Source organism: Nonomuraea harbinensis (assembly GCF_019396385.1).
Classification (GTDB): Bacteria; Actinomycetota; Actinomycetes; order Streptosporangiales; family Streptosporangiaceae; genus Nonomuraea; species Nonomuraea ferruginea.
Genome location: NZ_JAHKRN010000010.1, coordinates 1 through 17,459, shown reverse-complemented (window position 1 = coordinate 17,459; position 17,459 = coordinate 1). Strand labels below are relative to the sequence as shown.

Here is a 17,459-nt window from a genome sequence, read left to right as displayed (position 1 = left end):
CATGCTTTTTCATCCCGGAACTGCCCGATCGTCGCACGATCCAGGGCATTTGTGCGAGAGCTGGTGTAGGAGCATCCACCGAGGGATGGGAAGATGACTACGCGTTGCCGACCGTCGCGTGAGGAAGAGGTGGCCGGGTGTTCTACTGGGTGGTCAAGGCCATCTTGGGGCCGATCCTCCACATCGTCTTCCGGCCGTGGGCCGAAGGCGTCGACAACGTGCCCAAGGAGGGGCCCGCGATCCTCGCCGGCAACCACCTCTCCTTCGCCGACCACTTCTTCGGCCCGCTCCACCTCCGCCGCAAGGTCATCAGCCTGGGCAAGTCCGACTACTTCACCGGGCGCGGCATCAAAGGCTTCTTCACCCGCATGTTCTTCAGCGGGGTCGGCACCGTCCCGATCGACCGCTCCGGCGGCAAGGCGAGCGAGGCGGCGCTCCGCACCGGTCTTCGCGTGCTGCGCGAGGGCCACCTGCTCGGCATCTACCCCGAGGGCACCCGCTCGCCCGACGGCCGCCTCTACAAGGGCAAGACCGGCGTGGCCAGGCTGGCGCTGGAGTCGCGGGCCCCGGTCATCCCGTGGGCCATGGTCAACACCTTCGAGATGATGCCGCCTGGCCGCCCGCTGCCGAAGTTCGGCATCCGGCCCGAGGTGCGGTTCGGCAAGCCGCTCGACTTCTCCCGCTACTACGGCATGGAGGACGACCGGCTGGTGCTCCGCGCGGTGACGGACGAGATCATGTACGCCCTGATGGAGCTGTCGGGGCAGGAGTACGTCGACAAGTACGCCGCCAGCGCCAGGGTCGAGATGGAGCGCGCGGCCAGGGCCGCGGCCAAGGGCGAGTGACCCCGGCTCCCGCCTGTCAGGGCAGGTGGGCGACGATCTGCCGGATGTGCTCTGGAGTCGTACGGCAGCAGCCGCCGATCAGTGAGGCCCCCGCCGCCTGCCACTCCTTGGCCGCCTGACCGTACTCGATCGGGTCGGCCAGGCCGCGCCAGCGGCGTTCGGCGGCGTCCCAGGTCTCGCCGGAGTTCGGGTAGACCACGATGGGCAGGCCGCCGCGGAGCGCGGCGATGAGGCCGGGGATGTGCCGCGGGGCGGTGCAGTTGGCGCCGACGGCCACCACCTGCGGGTTGCCGGCGAACAGGGCCGCGGCCTCGGTGATCGGGGTGCCGTCGCTGATGTGGGCGGCGTCGCGGCAGGAGAAGCTCACCCACACCTTGACCGACGGCGTCTCGGCCAGCAACCTGGCCAGCGCCCGCGCCTCCGCGAACGACGGGATGGTCTCGCAGGCGAGCATGTCGGCCTCCGAGGAGGCGAGGATCTCCCAGCGAGGGCGGTGCCAGGCCAGCAGGGCGTCTTCGTCGATGCCGTAGTCGCCGGTGTATTCGGCGCCGTTGGCGAGGTAGGCGCCGTAGGGGCCGATCGAGGCGGCGACGAGCCCGTGGCCCGCCTCGTCGCGGGCCTGCGCGGCCACCTCCACCGACGCGCGGATCAGGCGCTCGGCCTGGCCGCGGTCGAGGCCCCTGCGCACGAAGCCGGGGACGGACGCCTGGTAGCTGGCGGTCGTGGCCACGTCGGCGCCGGCCGCGAAGTAGGCGGCGTGCGCCTGGCGGATCAGGCCGGGGTCGTCGAGGAGAAGGCGCGCCGTCCAGAGCTCGTCGCCGAGGTCGGCGCCGAGCGCACTGAGCTGGGTGGAGAGCCCACCGTCCAGAACCATCGTGGTCACCCGTCCAGAATATGGTCCGGACGGGGCTGTCCGGCCCCTCAGGCATGCGTTTTCCCGGGACCGTCATCCGCTCGTTTGTCAGCCGTCCCCGAGGATACCCCGCCCTCGGGCGGGAGGAATCGGACCCTGCCGGACACCCTCGCCGCAGGGCGTACGAAGAGGCGAAAGACCTGCTGAAGCCGGTGTAATACTGCAGCAAGCGTTCTCCCGGCATCCAGGGTCTGGAGGATGTCAAGACTGTGAGAAATCACCCCAAACAAAGCCCTTCGGCGCGTCGCCAGACGACACTCGCGGCTCTCCGGCGGTGCGCGTCGTCCGACAGCTCCGGCCCGGCTGGGTTTTCGGCGCGGGCGGAGCGACGGCGGATTGGACGCGCCGGGCGGTGGCGTCAGGGGCGCTTCCAGAAGGGGCGGCGGGCGTCGCCGGGGTTTCCCGGGGGAGGGCCGCCGGTCAGGGCGGTGAGCACCTCGATGGCCCGCTGCCTGAGGGACTCGGGGTCGGTTCCGGGACGTTCGGCCGATTCCAGCTCGCGGGCCAGTGCCGACAGTTCGGCGTGCCCGCCGAGGTACGCCGACAGGGCGGCCAGGCGGGAGCCGAGGTCCGCCAGGTAGAGGGCGTTCGGCGCGTGCAGCGCCTTCAGCCGGTCCAGCTCGGCGACGAGCTGGACCCTGACGGTGTCCAGGCCCCGCGTCGCCCGCGGGGCGGGCGCGGGACGGGCGGACATGGGACCGCGAGGCATACCCGCGGGTCGGCCGGACATCGGGCCGCGCGGTCCCGCCGCGCCGCCGGCCAGGAAGTCGGGCACGTCCAGGTCGTCGAAACCGGCCGAGCTCATCCGAGCCACCGCCGGCGCGATCGCGCCGGGAGCCGGGCCCGCCATCGCGGTGAGCCCGAACGCCATCGGCGCGGCGGGCGCCTCCCACCCGCTCGGCAGCTCCACCGGCTGGATCACCCGGTGCTCGGGGCCGCCCTCGGCCGCCGGCCGGGAGTCGACCGCGACGTAGGCGGTGAACCGGCACAGCACGCCGTGCTCCAGCGAGACCCGGACGATCTCCCGCTCCAGCTCCCGCTCGCCCATCGCGTACCGGTCCTCCAGCTCGCGCAGGTGGGCCCGCGCCCAGACGGCGCGCAGCGCGGGGCTGTCGGCGACGGTGCCCGGCACCCGCTCCTCCCACGGCGCGCCGGACGCCAGCCCGCGCACGGTCACCGACGAGCCGCCCCGGCACCGCCCGTACACCCGCAGCGGCACGCCCGGGAAGATCGACCCCAGCCGGGTGACCGTGCCCGGCTCCACGTCCAGGTCCTTCAGCGACAGGTCCGTCACCATCGGCGCGCCGATCCGGCGGTGGATCTGCTCCATCGCCGCGTCCAGCCGGTCCTCCGACTCGACCAGCTCGCTGCGGCCCGCGCCGAGACCGGCCAGCCTGCCCAGGAAACCCGCGTTCACCGCCCGGTCGATGCCGACCGTGTGCACCCGCATCGCCGACAGCGCGCCGCCGGTCAGCTCCAGGATGTGGTCCTCGTTGCCCACCTGGCCGTCGGTGACCAGCACCAGGACGCGCTCCCTGCCCTGCTCGCCGTCCAGCAGGCCGATCGCCCGGCGCAGCGGCTCCAGCAGCTCGGTGCCGCCGCGCGCGTCCACCCTGGCCAGGTGCTCGACCGCGCGGTAGCGGTTGCGGTCGGACCCCTCGGCCAGGCCCTCGAACGCCTCCTCCACCACCGAGTCGAACGCCAGCACAGCGAACCGGTCGCGCGGCGTGAGCGTGTCCACGATCCGGGCCGCCGCCCTGCGGGCCGCGACCATCTTCCAGCCCGCCATGCTGCCCGAACGGTCCAGCAGCAGGACGAGGTCGCGCGGCTGCCTGTCGGCCTCCAGCTCGGGCGGGACCACGAACAGCGCGAACGTGCCCGCGCCGTCGAACTGCAGGGACGTGGACGCGGCGAACGACATCCGCAGGATGAAGTCCCGGTCCAGCCGTTCACCGGCGCGCAGTCGTACGATGTCGCCTTCTTCCTCGACCACGTGCAGGCTGGAGGCCAGCTCGCGCAACTCCAGCCCGGCGGCGTCGATCCTGGCCGACAGGGACAGGCGGACGGGGTTCGGGAAGCCGGGGAGCAGCACCGGGGGAGTGATGCGGGAGGCGTCCGGGACCGCGTCGGTGTCCGGCGCGGCGCCCGAGCCAGCCGGCTCGCCGTCGATCGGCTCGCCGGGGATGTAGCGGGGCGCCACCACCAGCGGGAAGCGGAACGTCGCCGCGCCGTCCTCGTACGGCAGCGGCTGGCTCAGCGTCAGCCGGACCGTCACCCGTTCGCCGGGCAGGATGTTGCCCACGCGGATGGTGAACACGTCCGGCCGGTCCTCCTCGGCGATCGCCGCCCGCCTGCCCTCGCGCAGCGCCCGGTCGTAGTCGGCGCGCGCCTGGCCGCGCTCCTTCAGCACGCCCTCGACGACGCGGTCGTCCGCCTCCATCCGGAACGCGGTGACGGCCGCCCTGTCGGGCAGCGGGAAGACGTACGTGGCCTCCAGCGTGACGTCGAACGGGTTGCGGAATCCCTGGGCCACCTCGACCCCGGCGACCAGGCCCGAGATCGTCGCGTGCACGTCGACGTTCTCCAGCGGCAGGTTGCCGCGCTCGGTCCGCAGCGCGCCGATCCCCGCGTCGGGCTCCGGCACGCATCGGGCGGGCTCGAGCGATGTGATCTTCATGTGAGTCCCCTCTCTTCGAGCACCGCGAGCAGCGGCGCCGCGGCCGCGAGTAGTGCCCGCACGTCGTCGTCTCCCGGCGCCGGGCCCGTCCCGTCGAGCACCAGCACCACCCCGGCCGCCAGTCGCACCCCGTGCACGGCACCCGGCACCTTCTCTTGTACGGGCCGGTCCGCCCCTTCCGCAGCCCGATCCGCCTCCTGCGCCGTCCGATCCGTCCAGAACCTGGCCCGTACCTCCGGCTTCCCGTCCCCTCGGTACGCACCCTCACCCCCGCCTTCAGGGAGACTCCCTGGCGGGATCACCCCATCAGAGGGAACCACCACGTCCCCCCGCCGACCCGTCCCCGACCCGGAAACCCGCGCCGCACCCACTCCCGTGGAGTACGGAGGAGCCGGCGCGGGGGCTTGCGTCGGGTCTGTCCCGGTGGGGTGTGGAGCGGCGGGCCGGGAGGTGTGTGCCGCACCCGCTCCCGTGGAGTGCGGCGGAGCCGGCGCGGGGGCTTGCGTCGGGTCTGTCCCGGTGGGGTGTGGAGCGGCGGGCCGGGAGGTTTGCGCCGCACCCGCTCCCGTGGAGTGCGGGGGAGCCGGTGCGGGGATCTGCGTCGGGTCCGGGCCCGCGAGATGCGGAGCGCCCGGTCCGGAGGTTTGCGCCGGGTCCGGTCCTGCGAAGTGCGGAGCGGCCGGCCCAGAAGTTTGCGCCGTGTCCGGGCCCGTGGGGTGCTGAGCTCTCGGTGGGGAGGGTTCCGTGGCGTGCGACTGGTCTGCCCTTGCGGCCTGCGGCGTGCTGGGGCCCGATGAGGGCTGGGTGGCCTGTGGGGGCGCCTTGGTGGGGGCCGGTTGGTGGGGGTCTGGGGTGGGGTGGCCGGGGTCCGGACCCGGGACGGGCCAATGGTGGGGGGCGGCCGGGAGGCGGGCGGTGGCTTCGAGGGTGGTGTCGGCGGCGCCGGCGAGGGCGATCTGGATGTCGGCGATCGACATGCCCTCCGCCTGCAGCCGCTTGACGGCCACGAGTTGCAGCAGGTGACGGCGCCCGTACCGGGCGATCCGGCCGCGCCGGGTCAGGGGCGGGTCGACCAGCCCGATCGTGGTGTACCACCTGATGAGCCGTTCGCCCGGCACCTCGCGGACCCGGCCGTTGAGCGGCCGCGCGTGCGCGCGCAGCGCGTCGGCCGCGCGCTCCGCCAGCTCGCCGATGGTCCAGGTGTCGCTCATGTCCTCACAGTGACACTGTCACAATTACAGTGTCAAGGGGAATTCGGATAAGACGAATGAAAGGGACATCTACGGGGAGGAGGTACACCATGGCTCCGATTACCAGCCCGCTTTCGGGCGAAGCTAAGACCACCACCGCGAAGTGCCTGCAGGGCGCCCTGATGGACCTGATCGACCTGTCCCTGGTCGGCAAGCAGCTGCACTGGAACGTCATCGGCCCGAACTTCCGTTCGGTCCACCTGCAGCTCGACGAGGTCGTCTCGCTGGCCCGCGCGCACACCGACATCGTCGCCGAGCGCCTGGTCGCGCTGGGCGCCAACGCCGACGGCAGGGCCGCCACGGTGTCCAAGTCCACCAAGCTGACGCAGCCGGAGTCCGGCTGGATCGAGTCGGGCAAGGTGGCGGCGACGATGACCGACATCCTCGACGGCGTCAGCAAGCGGATGCGCGAGCGCATCGACCTGACCGACGAGACGGACCAGGCGACGCAGGACATCATCATCGCGGTCACCCAGGAGATCGAGAAGCAGCGCTGGATGTTCCAGGCCATGAGCTGATGTGTGCGGTCACCAGCCCGGGAGCCGAGCGGCCCCGGGCTTCCGCATGTCCGGCGCGGGCAGTTCGCATTCTGTTCGATCCGGGAGTCCTCGCCATTCATGTCCGTGCGGTCCACTAGCGTGGCACCCAGAGGGAGGCCTCAAGATGTCCCGCAAGACTCTCCTCCGCACGGGCCCGCTCTCCCAGGGCGGCGCGGGCCCCTACGGACCTGTCGAGGAGCCCGTCGCCGGCGGGCTGACCCTGCCCGCGGGGTTCGGCGGCAGGGTGGTGGCCCGTTCCGGGAGCAAGGTGGCCGGGCTGACCTGGCACGCCGCGCCCGACGGGGGAGCCTGCTTCCCCGACGGCGACGGCTGGATCTACGTGTCCAACTCCGAGCTCTCGCTGCTCGGCGGTGCGGCGGCGATCCGCTTCCGGCCGGACGGCTCCGTCGGCGACGCCTACCGCATCCTGTCCGGCACCGAGCTCAACCGCGCCGGCGGCGCCACGCCCTGGAACACGTGGCTGTCGTGCGAGCTCGGCCACCGGGGCCGGGTGTTCGAGTGCGACCCGTACGGCGCCCGCGCGCCGCGGCCCCGGCTGGCCATGGGCCGGTTCAAGCACGAGGCGGCCGCCTGCGACCCCGACCGGCGGGTCGTCTACCTGACCGAGGGCGAGCCCGACGGCTGCTTCTACCGGTTCCGCCCGTACGACTGGGGCGACCTGACCGAGGGCGCGCTGGAGGTGCTGTGCGGCTCGGGCCGGTGGGAGCCGGTGCCGTGGCCGGCCGCGCTGCTCAAGGGCACCCGCCACCAGGTGCGCGGGGCGCGCCGGTTCGACCGCGCGGACGCCTGCCACTACGCCGGCGGCGTGTGCTTCTTCACCACCAGGGGCGACGGCGCGCTGTGGGCCTACGACGTCCAGACCTCGGCGGTGGAGCGGCTGTGTGACGGCGTGCGCGCCGTCACCGCGGCCCCGTCCGGCGACCTGTACGTGACCAGGCGGACCACGCGGATCGACGTGATCACCCCCGACCGCGAGATCGCCCCGTTCCTCACCCTCGCCGGTCACGCGGGCGCCGAGCTGACCGGGCTGGCGTTCGCGCCGGGCGGTGACCGGCTCTACTTCTCCGCCAGGCGGGGCTCGGATGAGGGTCACACGTTCGAGGTCACCGGCCCGTTCCGCAGGTAGGCCACCAGCGCCCGCTTGAGCTCGGCGACGAGCTCGGCCGCCCGCGCCGATCCGGCGGCGGAGACCAGCGGCATCACGGCCTTGACCATGGCCACCGCCATCGTGCCCATGAGCAGGGCGCGCGCCTCGTCCAGTCCGGGGGAGCGGCGCCGCTGTCTCCACTTTCGCGCTCAACCTGACCCTGGCGATGGGGCTCGGGCTGGGCATCGACTACAGCCTGTTCGTGATCGCCCGCTTCCGCGAGGAGGTGCGCGCCGGGCGCGACCGCGCCGCCGCCGTGGCCGGGGCGGTCGAGCACGCCGGGCGCACCGTGCTGTTCAGCGGGCTGACCGTCGCGGCCTCCCTCGCCGTCCTGTTCGCGCTGCCCTTCGACTTCCTGCGCTTGTTCGCGTACGCGGGCATCGCCGTGGTCGCCGGCGGCGTCGTGGCGGCGGTGGTCGTGCTGCCCGCCGTGCTCGCCGCGATCGGCGGCCGGATGCTGCCGCGACGGGAGCGGCCGGCCCGGCCCGGCGGGTTCTGGGCGGCGCTGGCGGTGCGGGTGATGCGGCGGCCCCTGGCGTACGGCGGCGCGGCGGCGGCGCTCCTGCTCCTGCTGGCCTCGCCGTTCCTGAGCCTGCGCTTCGGCGTCGCCGACGACCGCGTCCTGCCGCCCGACGCCGCGCCCCGGCAGACCCAGGACATCATCCGCCAGGGCTTCCCCGCCGAGGAGACGGACGCCGTCCAGATCGTCTCCGCCGGCGCGGCGGGCGGCGACGTGACCCGGTACGCCGCCGCGCTGTCCCAGGTGCCGGGCGTCGCCCAGGTCGACTCCGCCGCCGGGATCTTCGCGGGCGGGCAGCGGCTCATGCTCGGCGTGACGTTCGCCGTGCTGCTCGCCATGACCCGCAGCGTCCTGCTGCCCGTCAAGGCGACGCTGCTCAACGTGCTGAGCCTGGGTGTCATGTTCGGCGCCCTGGTCTGGGTCTTCCAGGAGGGCAACCTGTCGGGGGTGCTCGGGTTCACGCCGACCGGCTCGCTCGACCCGAGCATCCCCATCCTCATGCTCTGCGTGGCGTACGGGCTGTCGATGGACTACGAGGTGTTCCTCCTGTCGCGGATCAAGGAGGAATACGACAGGACCGGCGACACCGAGCGGGCGGTGGCGTCCGGGCTGCAGGGCGGCGTCCCTCTGATCACCGCCGCCGGCGGCATCCTGGCGCTCACGTTCGCCGCTTACGCCACGGCCTCGGTCTCGTTCGTGCAGATGCTGGGCGTCGGCATGGCGGTCGTGGTGCTGGTGGACGCGACCTTGATCAGGGCGGTGCTGGTGCCGAGCCTGATGCGGCTGGCGGGCCCGCTCAACTGGGGCCCGCTCAACTGGTGGCCGCGAGGTCGAGCGACCACATCTCCTCGTTGAGCTCGATCCCGTTCTCCATCCCCTTCTCCTGGGAGTCGAGCCGGAACCCGGCGGCCTCGTAGACGCGCCGCGCGCTGGTCAGGCAGTCGCGGGTCCACAGCACCAGCCGCTCGCACCCGTCGGCCCTGGCGTGCCGCACGCACTCGTCCACCAGCCGCCGGCCCAGGCCCAGGCCGCGCGCGGACGGCTCCACCAGCAGCAGCCTGAGCTGCCCCGTGGTGTCGTCCTTGCGCATGTAGAAGACGGAGCCGGCGGGCCGGCCGCCGACCTCGGCGATCCAGGCCGTGTCGCGCGACGGATCGAAGGCGGCGACGATCCGCGCCACCAACAGCTCGAAATCCCTGCCCCAGCCGTACTCCCTGGCGTAGAGCACGCCGTGCCGGTGGACCACCCAGCTCAGGTCGCCGTCGCGGAGCGGCCTGATCAGGCAGGACTCCGGCCCGGCGGGCGGGTCGAGCACGTCCCTGATCGCCCGCATGCCGGTGACCAGGCGTTCCCTGGCGTCCTCCGGCAATCCGGCGAGCAGGCGCTCGATGTCCTCGTTCGAGGCCTGGTCGAGCGTCTCGAACGCCTTCCGCCCCGCCGGGCTGAGCCGTACCACGTGCTTGCGCGCGTCGGCGGCCGAGCGCTCCCTGACGATCAGCCCGTCGCCGTCGAACCTGGCCAGGATCCGGCTCAGGTAGCCCGCGTCCAGGTCGAGCAGCGCCCGCAGCTCGCCGGTCCCGATCGAGTCCGCGTGCGCGACCTCGAACAGCACTCTGCCCTCGGTGAGCGAGTACGGCAGGTGGTGCATGCCGGCCTGCAGCACTCCGATGACCTTGGTGTAGAAGCGGTTGAAGGCCCGGACCTCAGAAACTCTTGCCTCTGTCAACGAATTCATTGCCTCAGTCAACCATGAGAGGATGGCCGTGTGAAGAGGCACCTTTACATAGGCGGCTACGGCCCCGGCATCATCGAGCCCGGAGGCGAGCTGACCCGCCTCGCCGCCCCCTCCTTCCTGGCGCGCCATCCCTCGCTTCCCGTGATCTACGCGGTGGGCGAGCTGGCCCAGGGGTGGATCACCGCCTTCGGCGCCGGAGGGCGCAGGCTGTCGCCGTGGGACGAGCGTTCCAGCGGGGGAGACAGCCCGTGCCACCTGGCCGTCCACCCGTCCGGGTCGCTCCTGGCGGTGGCCAACTACGGCGACGGCGCCGCCGCCCTCCACCGGCTCGACTCGCGCGGCGTGTTCGACGGCGACCCGATCGTGCTCCGCCACCACGGCTCCGGGCCCCACCCCGAGCGCCAGCGGGGCCCGCACGCCCACCAGGCCGTCTTCCACGAGGACCTGCTGTACGTCTCCGACCTCGGCACCGACGAGATCCGCCGCTACACCCTGGAGGGGGAGGCGCTGGAGCCGATCACGCTGCCGCCCGGCACCGGCCCCCGCCACTTCGCCTTCGCCGGCTCGACCCTCTACGTCGCGGGCGAGCTCGACGGCACCGTCACCCGCCTGGCCGCCGGCGAGGACGGCATCCGGGTGCGCGCCTCCACCACCGTGACGGACAACTCCCCGTCCCACCTGGAGCTCGCCGGCGAGCTGGTCTACGTGGCCAACCGCGGCCCCGACACGATCTCCGTCCTGCGGGCCGACGACCTGTCGCAGGTGGCGGAGGTGCCGTCGGGCGGCGCGTGGCCGCGCCACTTCGCGATCGACGGCGACCGCATGTACGTGGCCAACCAGCACTCGGGGAGCGTGGCGGAGTTCGCGCTCGCCGGCGGCGTCCCCGAGCCGACGGGCGAGGTGATCGAGGCCGAGGGCGCGTCCTGCGTGCTGCCCGCCTAGCCGGTCCCGCCTCTGATCACGAGCTCCGTCAGCATCCGCTTGAGCTGCTCCTCAGCGGCCTCCTTGGTCAGCCCGAGCCCGGCCAGCGCCTGCGCGGCCGGGTCCTCGTCCAGCGTGAGCAGGGCGAGCAGCAGGTGCTCTGTGCCGACGTAGTTGTGGCCGAGCCGCAGCGCCTCGCGCAGCGTCAGCTCCAGCGCCTTCCTGCCCTGCGCGGAGAACGGCGGCGTGGCCGGCGGGGCGTCGCCGCCCGGGCCGAGCGCGCTCTCCACCGCCTGCCTGACCTCGGCGAGCGGCGCGCCGAGCGTCACCATGGCCTTGGCCGCCAGCCCTTCGGGCTCGTGCAGCAGGCCGAGCACGAGGTGACCGGGGCCGATGTGGTCGTGCCCGAGGCGGCGCGCCTCCTCCTGTGACTTGACGATCACCACGCGGGCGCGGGCGGTGTAGCGCGCGTAGCTGCTCAGGTCCTCGGCGAGCGAGCCCTCCTTGGGCACGAACCGCTTCTGCGCCGCCTGCTTGGACACCCCCATGCTGCGGCCGATGTCGGTCCAGGACGCGCCGGAGTGGCGGGCCCTGTCGACGAAGTGGCCGATCAGATGGTCGGCCACTTCGCCCAGGTGCTCGCCCAGGGTGACCGCGTCGGACAGCTCGCCGAGCGGGTCGCCATCGGGGTAGCGGCTCTTGATGACCTCGATGAGGTCGTCGAGACGAACGGTGTGTTCCATGCGTCAACCATAGGTTGACGACAGGTGACCGTCAACCCTCGGTTGACGCCATGGCCAGCTCCACCGCCCTCCGCCAGCGGTCGTACAGGGCGTCGTCCCGCCCGCCCGGCTCGAAACGGCGGTCGAGCTGCCAGGTCTTGCGCAGCTCTTCCCGCGAGCCCCACACCCCGGCGCCCAGCCCGGCCAGGAACGCCGCGCCCAGCGCCGTCGTCTCCTGGATCACCGGCCGCTCCACCGGCGTGCCGAGTTGGTCGGCCTGGAACTGCATGAGCAGGTCGTTGCCGCTGGCCCCGCCGTCGGCCTTGAGCACCGGCGGCCGGCCCTCGGCCGACGCCTCCACCACGTCACGCACCTCGAACGCGATCGCCTCCAGCGTGGCCCGCACCAGGTGCGCCCGGGTGGTGCCGCGGGTGATGCCGGTGATGAGCCCGCGCGCCTCCGGATCCCAGTGCGGCGCGCCCAGCCCGGTCAGCGCGGGCACGAACACCACGCCGCCGCTGTCGGGCACCGTGCGCGCGATCGCCTCGGACTCCGGCGCGGTGCCGATCAGCCCGAGCCCGTCGCGCAGCCACTGGATGGCCGCCCCGGTCACGAACACCGACCCCTCCAGCGCGTAGGTCCGCTCTCCCGAGGGCGCCTGCCAGGCCACGGTGGTCAGCAGCCCCGACTCCGAGCGGACGATCTCCCCGCCGGTGTTGGTCAGGATGAACGAGCCCGTCCCGTAGGTGCACTTGACCTCGCCCACCGCGTAACAGGTCTGCCCGAACAGCGCCGCCTGCTGGTCGCCCGCCACCCCGCTGATCGGCAGCTCCAGCCCGAGGAACGCGCCCGGATCCGTACGCCCGAGCTCCCCGAAGTTGGGCACCACCTCGGGCAGCGCCGACTCGGGCACCCCGAACAGCTCGCACAGCTCCGGCTCCCACGCGCCGGACTCCAGCCCGTACAGCAGCGTGCGCGAGGCGTTGGACGGGTCGGTCACGTGCCGCGCGCCCGCAGTGAGCCGGGCGATCAGGTAGGCGTCCACGGTGCCCACGACCACCCGGCCCGAGGTGACGCCCTCCCACGCGGCCGGGTCGTTCTCGGCCAGCCAGGTGAGCTTGGAACCGGTGAAGTACGGGTCGAGGCGCAGCCCGGTCAGCTCGGCCACCCTCGGCTCGTGCCCGGCCGAGCGCAGCCGCTCGCAGATGCCGGCCGTGCGCCGGTCCTGCCACACGACGGCGCGGCGCGGCGCGGCCAGCGACCGGCGGTCCCACAGCACGGCCGTCTCACGCTGGTTGGTGATGCCGACGCAGGCCGGCGTCGTCGACGCCCCGGCCAGGGCGGCGGCGCAGGCGCTCAGCGTGGCCTGCCAGATGTCCTCGGGGTTGTGCTCCACCCAGCCCGGCCGCGGGAAGTGCTGGGCGAACTCCTCGTACCCCCTCGACTCGATCCGGCCGTCCTCGGTCACGACGAGTGCCGTGACACCCGTCGTTCCCGCGTCGATGGCCAACACACTCACGAAATCGCCTCCTGAACCGGGTTTGGGCCGCTACGCTCGCGTTTGGTCTAGACCAATGCCCGCTATGACGGGCACAATGCGATTCTGGTCGTGAACCACATCGGGAGGAACCCGCCATGCGTATAGGAGTGCTCACCGGGGGCGGAGACTGCCCCGGGCTGAACGCCGTGATCAGGGGCGTAGTCCGCAAGGGGGTGAGCGTCTACGGGCATGAGTTCGTCGGCTTCCGCGACGGCTGGCGCGGCCCCCTGGAGGGCGAGACCATGCCGCTCGACATCCAGGCCGTCCGGGGCATCCTGCCGCGCGGCGGCACGATACTCGGCTCCTCCAGGACCAACCCGCTCAAGATCGAGGGCGGCGTCGACCGGATCAAGGAGAACCTGGCGGCCACCGGGGTCGACGCGCTGATCGCCATCGGCGGCGAGGACACCCTCGGCGTCGCCAAGCAGCTCTTCGACCGCGACGTCAGGGTCGTCGGCGTGCCCAAGACGATCGACAACGACCTGTCGGGCACCGACTACACCTTCGGCTTCGACACCGCCGTCAACATCGCCACCGAGGCGATCGACCGGCTCCACACCACCGCCGAGTCCCACCACCGGGCGCTCATCTGCGAGGTCATGGGCCGCCACGCCGGGTGGATAGCGCTGCACGCCGGCATGGCCGGCGGCGCCAACGTCATCCTCATCCCGGAGAAGCCGTTCGACATCGACCGCGTCTGCGAGTACGTCGAGTCCCGCTTCCGCACCCGCTACTCGCCGATAATCGTGGTCGCCGAGGGCGCCCACCCGATCGAGGGGCAGATGCAGCTGCAGGCCGGCGAGCTGGACGCGTTCGGCCACGTCCGCCTGGGCGGCATCGGGGAGACGCTGGCCAAGGAGATCGAGAAGCGCACCGGCAAGGAGGCCCGCACGACCGTGCTCGGCCACATCCAGCGCGGCGGCACGCCCACCGCGTTCGACCGGGTGCTGGCCACGAGGTTCGGCCTGCAGGCGATCGACGCGGTGCACGACGGTGACTTCGGCAAGATGGTGGCGCTGCGCGGCACGGACATCGTCCGCATCGGGCTCGACGAGGCCACCGCCGAGCTCAAGACGGTCCCGGTCGAGCGTTACGCCGAGGCCGAGGTCTTCTTCGGCTGAGTGTCGCCGGGCTGTAAGTGACTTGCAAGCGGCCGGCCGTACCTTCTGGAGCAGCGGGGTTACCGCTACAACCCCCCTTCAGGGTACGGCTTGCGCCGCGGCGAGTCGGCGGCCCACCACGCGTCGCAAGCCGTACCTAGGAGATAGCTCAACCGCGGGGCGTGCCGAAGTAGTCCACATCCGGCGCGCCCTCGCCGTCGCGCGGGTGGGGGCCGGCCGCGCGGGTGAGGTACTCCTGCTCGTGGCGGAGCTCCCGCTCGCTGGGGGAGAGCATGACGGCCAGCAGCAGGCCCACCGTGACGACGGTGATGCCGACGAGCAGCGGCAGCAGGAAGTCGATGCCCGGCGTGCCCCCCACCGGCCCGGGTGTGTGGTGCGGCTCCACGGACATCCCCAGCATGCCGGTGTAGTGCATGCCCGACACCGCCACGCCCATGAGCAGGGCGGCGGCGCCGATCTTCAGCGCCCCGGTGACCCGACCGGCGAACCAGAGCGCCGCGGTGGCGGCGGCGATGGCGACGAGCACGGACAGGGCGACCGTGACCGGGGCGTAGGAGACGTGCGCGGACATCCGCATCGCGGCCATGCCCAGGTAGTGCATGCCGGCCACGCCGACGCCGGCCAGCACGCCGCCGCTCAGCAGGAACGCCGTCCGCTGCCTGCCGTGGTGGGCCAGGAACAGGCCGGCGCCGACGACCACGATGGCCAGCAGGGCGGACGCGGCGGTGAGCGGCACGTCGTACTGGATCACGGTGCCGGCGACCGAGAAGCCCATCATGGCGATGAAGTGCATGGTCCAGATGCCGGTGCCGCCGATGGCGACGGCCGCGCCGATCAGCCAGTAGGCGCTCTCGCGTCCTTCCGCGAGCCGCGCGCGGGAGCTGAGCAGCAGGCCGAGCATGCAGCCCAGGCTGGACATGGCGTAGGCGAGGACGGGCGTGAGCCCGCCGTGCGCGAAGTGGTCGATCGGCGACATATCCCGCCCCTTGGTTCGGTTGGCAGGAGTATGCGGGCGGGGTAGATGAAAGCGCAACTAACGATTTCGTGTCGGCCGAAAGGGTTCCCACCTGGGAGAGGGCCGGCAAAGGCGAGGCAAGCTCACGACGTTCGCGAGCGTCCCGCGCGGACTAAACTCGATGCCGCGAGGCGTTGTTTCTACCGCGCATCCCCTGTCTCCCCCGGAGGTTCCACCATGACGATGCCAGCCCTGGGCGAGCCGTGCGTTCTGCTCAAACTGGGCGAGATCGTCCTCAAGGGCAAGAACCGCGAGCTGTTCGAACGCCGACTCATCGGCAACATCCGCCAGGCGCTCAAGGAGTTCGACCTCAAGGTCGACGTGCGCAGGCGCCACGGCGTCATCGCGATCTTCCTGCCCGAAGGCACCACCGCCGAGCAGGCGCATGCCGTGGCCGAGCGGGTCGCCGACGTGCCCGGCCTGGTGTGGATCCACCCCGCCTGGCGGGTCGCCAAGGACCCCGAGACCGTGCTCAAGGCCGGGCTCGCGCTGTTCGCCGAACGCGAGGAGGTCAAGCGCAAGGCCAGCTTCGCGGTCCGCTCCCGCCGCCGCGACAAGCGCTTCCCGCTGCGCTCCAACGAGCTCGACCGGCTCGTCGGCGGCGCCATCAACGACGAGTACGGCCTGCCGGTCGACCTCAAGAACCCCGAGCTGACCCTCTTCGTCGAGGTCGACAGGGACGAGGTGTTCGTCTTCACCGGCGGCCTGCCCGGCCAGGGCGGGCTCCCGGTCGGCAGCAGCGGCCGGGCGCTGGTGCTCATGTCCGGAGGCATCGACTCGCCGGTGGCCGCCTACCGCATGATGCGGCGCGGGCTGCACGTCGACTTCCTCCACTTCTCCGGCATCCCGTTCACCACGTCCGAGTCCATCTACAAGGCCTACGCGCTGGTCAGGAAGCTCGACCGGTTCCAGGGCGGGGCGCGGCTCTGGGTGGTGCCGTTCGGCAAGGCCCAGCAGTCGATCCGCAACTCCGGCCAGGACCGGCTCGCCGTGATCGCCCAGCGGCGGCTGATGCTCAAGACGGCCGAGGAGGTCGCCCACCGCATCCGCGCCGGGGCCCTGATCACCGGCGACGCGCTCGGCCAGGTGTCCTCCCAGACGCTGGCCAACATCACCGCCCAGGACCACGCCGTCGACCTGCCGATCCTGCGTCCCCTGGTGGGCTGGGACAAGACCGAGATCATGGCCGAGGCCCGGCGCATCGGCACGCTGGAGATCTCCGAGCTGCCCGACGAGGACTGCTGCTCGCTCCTGGCCCCGCGCCGCGCCGAGACCCGCGCCAAGATCGAGGACCTCAAGCAGATCGAGAAGCGCCTCGACGCCGAGGAGCTGGCCGTCCAGCTCGCCGACTCCATCCAGGAATACAAGCTCTGACATCGGCGGGGCCCGTGACGGGCCCCGCCGGGGTCTCAGACCGTCAGCGCGGCGGCGGCCGTCTTGCCCAGCAGCGGCGGGAAGTCGCGCATCACCTGGGCCAGCTCGCCCAGGTCGGTGTCGACCAGCGCCTGCGGCCCGTCACACAGCGCCTGCTCCGGCCGCGGGTGCACGTCGATGATCACCCCGTCGGCGCCGGCCGCGATGGCCGCCCTGCTCAGCGGCAGCACCAGGTCCCGCCGGCCGCCCGAGTGGGACGGGTCCACGATCACCGGCAGGTGCGACAGGCGCTGCGCCACCGGCACCGCCGACACGTCCAGCGTGTTGCGGGTGGCGGTCTCGAAGGTCCTGATGCCCCGCTCGCACAGCACCACATCCAGGTTGCCGCGCTGCGCGATGTACTCGGCCGCCATCAGCCACTCCTCCATGGTGCTGCTCATGCCGCGCTTGAGCAGCACCGGCTTCCCGGCCGCGCCGACCGCCTGCAGCAGCCCGAAGTTCTGCGCGTTGCGGGTGCCGACCTGCAGCATGTCCACGTACGAGGCCACCAGCGGCACGTCCTGGGCCTCCACCACCTCGGTCACGATCGGCAGCCCGGTCCGCTCGCGCACGTCGGCCAGGATGCGCAGCCCCGCCTCACCCAGCCCCTGGAACGCGTAGGGCGAGGTGCGCGGCTTGTAGGCGCCGCCGCGCAGCAGCGTCGCCCCGGCGGCCTGGGCCATCCTGGCCGCGTCCAGCGTCTGCTCCGGCGTCTCCACCGCGCACGGCCCGGCGATCAGCGTCACCGTGCCCGGCCCGATCGGCACCCCGCTCACGTGGACCGTCGAGCGTTCGGGATGGTTCTCCCTGCTGACCAGCTTGTACGGGGTGGAGACGCGCATCACGTCGCGCACCCCGGCCATGCCGCGCAGGCTGGCGGCGTCGAGCTGGGTCACGTCGCCCACCAGGCCGACGATCGTGCGCTGCACCCCCTTGCTCACGAACGCCTCCACACCGGCCGACTGCACGACGCCGACGACGGTCGCCACGTTCGCGGAGGTGGCCTCCGGGCCCATCACGATGACCATGTGTACTCCTTCGGGAAACGCAGAAGGCCCCGGGTCCTGTCGGACCCGGGGC

The 17,459-nt window shown here is 72.5% G+C and carries 16 protein-coding genes and 1 pseudogene; 8 read left to right on the top strand and 9 right to left on the bottom strand.

What is annotated here, in order from left to right; genetic code table 11:
- Window positions 1–137 precede the first annotated feature (137 nt).
- Window positions 138–845 (top strand): lysophospholipid acyltransferase family protein, encoded by a 708-nt coding sequence (locus KME79_RS12965; RefSeq protein WP_148032777.1) that lies wholly within the window; start codon window positions 138–140, stop codon window positions 843–845.
- A 16-nt stretch (window positions 846–861) separates the two neighbouring features.
- Here KME79_RS12965 and mmuM read toward each other — a convergent pair whose 3' ends face one another.
- The 3 genes from mmuM to KME79_RS46270 form a co-directional block, all read right to left on the bottom strand.
- Window positions 862–1,719, bottom strand: coding sequence for a homocysteine S-methyltransferase (gene mmuM / locus KME79_RS12960; RefSeq protein ID WP_219544780.1), 858 nt, complete (start codon window positions 1,717–1,719; stop codon window positions 862–864).
- A gap of 397 nt (window positions 1,720–2,116) precedes the next feature.
- Window positions 2,117–4,435, bottom strand: coding sequence for a VIT domain-containing protein (locus tag KME79_RS12955; RefSeq protein ID WP_219544650.1), 2,319 nt, complete (start codon window positions 4,433–4,435; stop codon window positions 2,117–2,119).
- The gene (locus KME79_RS46270) at window positions 4,432–5,646 is read right to left on the bottom strand and encodes a helix-turn-helix domain-containing protein (protein ID WP_281429367.1); all 1,215 of its coding nucleotides are present in this window, start codon (window positions 5,644–5,646) and stop codon (window positions 4,432–4,434) included. Before KME79_RS46270 ends, KME79_RS12955 begins: the two co-directional genes overlap by 4 nt.
- 89 nt (window positions 5,647–5,735) lie before the next feature.
- Between KME79_RS46270 and KME79_RS12945 the strand changes: the two genes are divergently transcribed.
- Window positions 5,736–6,203 (top strand): Dps family protein, encoded by a 468-nt coding sequence (locus KME79_RS12945; protein WP_148032775.1) that lies wholly within the window; start codon window positions 5,736–5,738, stop codon window positions 6,201–6,203.
- Between the two features lie 145 nt (window positions 6,204–6,348).
- Window positions 6,349–7,371: an alkaline phosphatase PhoX gene (locus KME79_RS12940; protein ID WP_219544649.1), complete on the top strand. Its 1,023-nt coding sequence runs from the start codon at window positions 6,349–6,351 to the stop codon at window positions 7,369–7,371.
- On the opposite strand, the gene KME79_RS12935 is transcribed toward KME79_RS12940, so the two are convergent.
- Window positions 7,335–7,481 carry a hypothetical protein gene (locus tag KME79_RS12935; RefSeq protein ID WP_219544779.1) on the bottom strand — a complete coding sequence of 49 codons (147 nt, stop codon included), beginning with the start codon at window positions 7,479–7,481 and terminating at the stop codon, window positions 7,335–7,337. The two genes, KME79_RS12940 and KME79_RS12935, sit on opposite strands and share 37 nt — an antisense overlap.
- A 44-nt stretch (window positions 7,482–7,525) precedes the next feature.
- Between KME79_RS12935 and KME79_RS46265 the strand changes: the two are divergent.
- Window positions 7,526–7,918: pseudogene (locus KME79_RS46265) on the top strand (MMPL family transporter); the annotation flags it as partial.
- Window positions 7,913–8,767: an MMPL family transporter gene (locus tag KME79_RS46920; protein WP_308248903.1), complete on the top strand. Its 855-nt coding sequence runs from the start codon at window positions 7,913–7,915 to the stop codon at window positions 8,765–8,767. The pseudogene KME79_RS46265 and the gene KME79_RS46920, both read left to right, overlap by 6 nt.
- On the opposite strand, the gene KME79_RS12925 is transcribed toward KME79_RS46920, so the two are convergent.
- Window positions 8,724–9,647: a bifunctional helix-turn-helix transcriptional regulator/GNAT family N-acetyltransferase gene (locus KME79_RS12925; protein ID WP_219544647.1), complete on the bottom strand. Its 924-nt coding sequence runs from the start codon at window positions 9,645–9,647 to the stop codon at window positions 8,724–8,726. The two genes, KME79_RS46920 and KME79_RS12925, sit on opposite strands and share 44 nt — an antisense overlap.
- A gap of 30 nt (window positions 9,648–9,677) precedes the next feature.
- On the opposite strand from KME79_RS12925, the gene KME79_RS12920 reads away from it, so the two are divergent.
- Window positions 9,678–10,589 carry a lactonase family protein gene (locus KME79_RS12920; protein ID WP_219544646.1) on the top strand — a complete coding sequence of 304 codons (912 nt, stop codon included), beginning with the start codon at window positions 9,678–9,680 and terminating at the stop codon, window positions 10,587–10,589.
- On the opposite strand, the gene KME79_RS12915 is transcribed toward KME79_RS12920, so the two are convergent.
- Both KME79_RS12915 and glpK read right to left on the bottom strand, forming a co-directional pair.
- Window positions 10,586–11,311 carry a Clp protease N-terminal domain-containing protein gene (locus KME79_RS12915; protein WP_148032770.1) on the bottom strand — a complete coding sequence of 242 codons (726 nt, stop codon included), beginning with the start codon at window positions 11,309–11,311 and terminating at the stop codon, window positions 10,586–10,588. The genes KME79_RS12920 and KME79_RS12915 overlap by 4 nt on opposite strands.
- Window positions 11,312–11,342: 31 nt before the next feature.
- Complete coding sequence (gene glpK / locus KME79_RS12910) at window positions 11,343–12,809, bottom strand: glycerol kinase GlpK (RefSeq protein WP_219544645.1); 1,467 nt, start codon at window positions 12,807–12,809, stop codon at window positions 11,343–11,345.
- A 116-nt stretch (window positions 12,810–12,925) separates the two neighbouring features.
- Here glpK and KME79_RS12905 point away from each other — a divergent pair, with 116 nt between their 5' ends.
- On the top strand, window positions 12,926–13,951 hold the full coding sequence (locus KME79_RS12905) for a 6-phosphofructokinase (RefSeq protein ID WP_148032768.1): 1,026 nt from the start codon (window positions 12,926–12,928) through the stop codon (window positions 13,949–13,951).
- Window positions 13,952–14,099: 148 nt separating this feature from the next.
- Here the strand turns inward: KME79_RS12905 and KME79_RS12900 are convergent, their stop codons facing one another.
- Window positions 14,100–14,927, bottom strand: a complete 828-nt coding sequence (locus KME79_RS12900; RefSeq protein WP_219544644.1) for an MHYT domain-containing protein — start codon at window positions 14,925–14,927, stop codon at window positions 14,100–14,102.
- A gap of 216 nt (window positions 14,928–15,143) precedes the next feature.
- On the opposite strand from KME79_RS12900, the gene thiI reads away from it, so the two are divergent.
- Window positions 15,144–16,340, top strand: coding sequence for a tRNA uracil 4-sulfurtransferase ThiI (gene thiI / locus KME79_RS12895; protein ID WP_148032766.1), 1,197 nt, complete (start codon window positions 15,144–15,146; stop codon window positions 16,338–16,340).
- A 35-nt stretch (window positions 16,341–16,375) separates the two neighbouring features.
- Here the strand turns inward: thiI and aroF are convergent, their stop codons facing one another.
- Window positions 16,376–17,407 carry a 3-deoxy-7-phosphoheptulonate synthase gene (aroF, locus tag KME79_RS12890; RefSeq protein ID WP_148032765.1) on the bottom strand — a complete coding sequence of 344 codons (1,032 nt, stop codon included), beginning with the start codon at window positions 17,405–17,407 and terminating at the stop codon, window positions 16,376–16,378.
- Window positions 17,408–17,459: the final 52 nt, after the last annotated feature.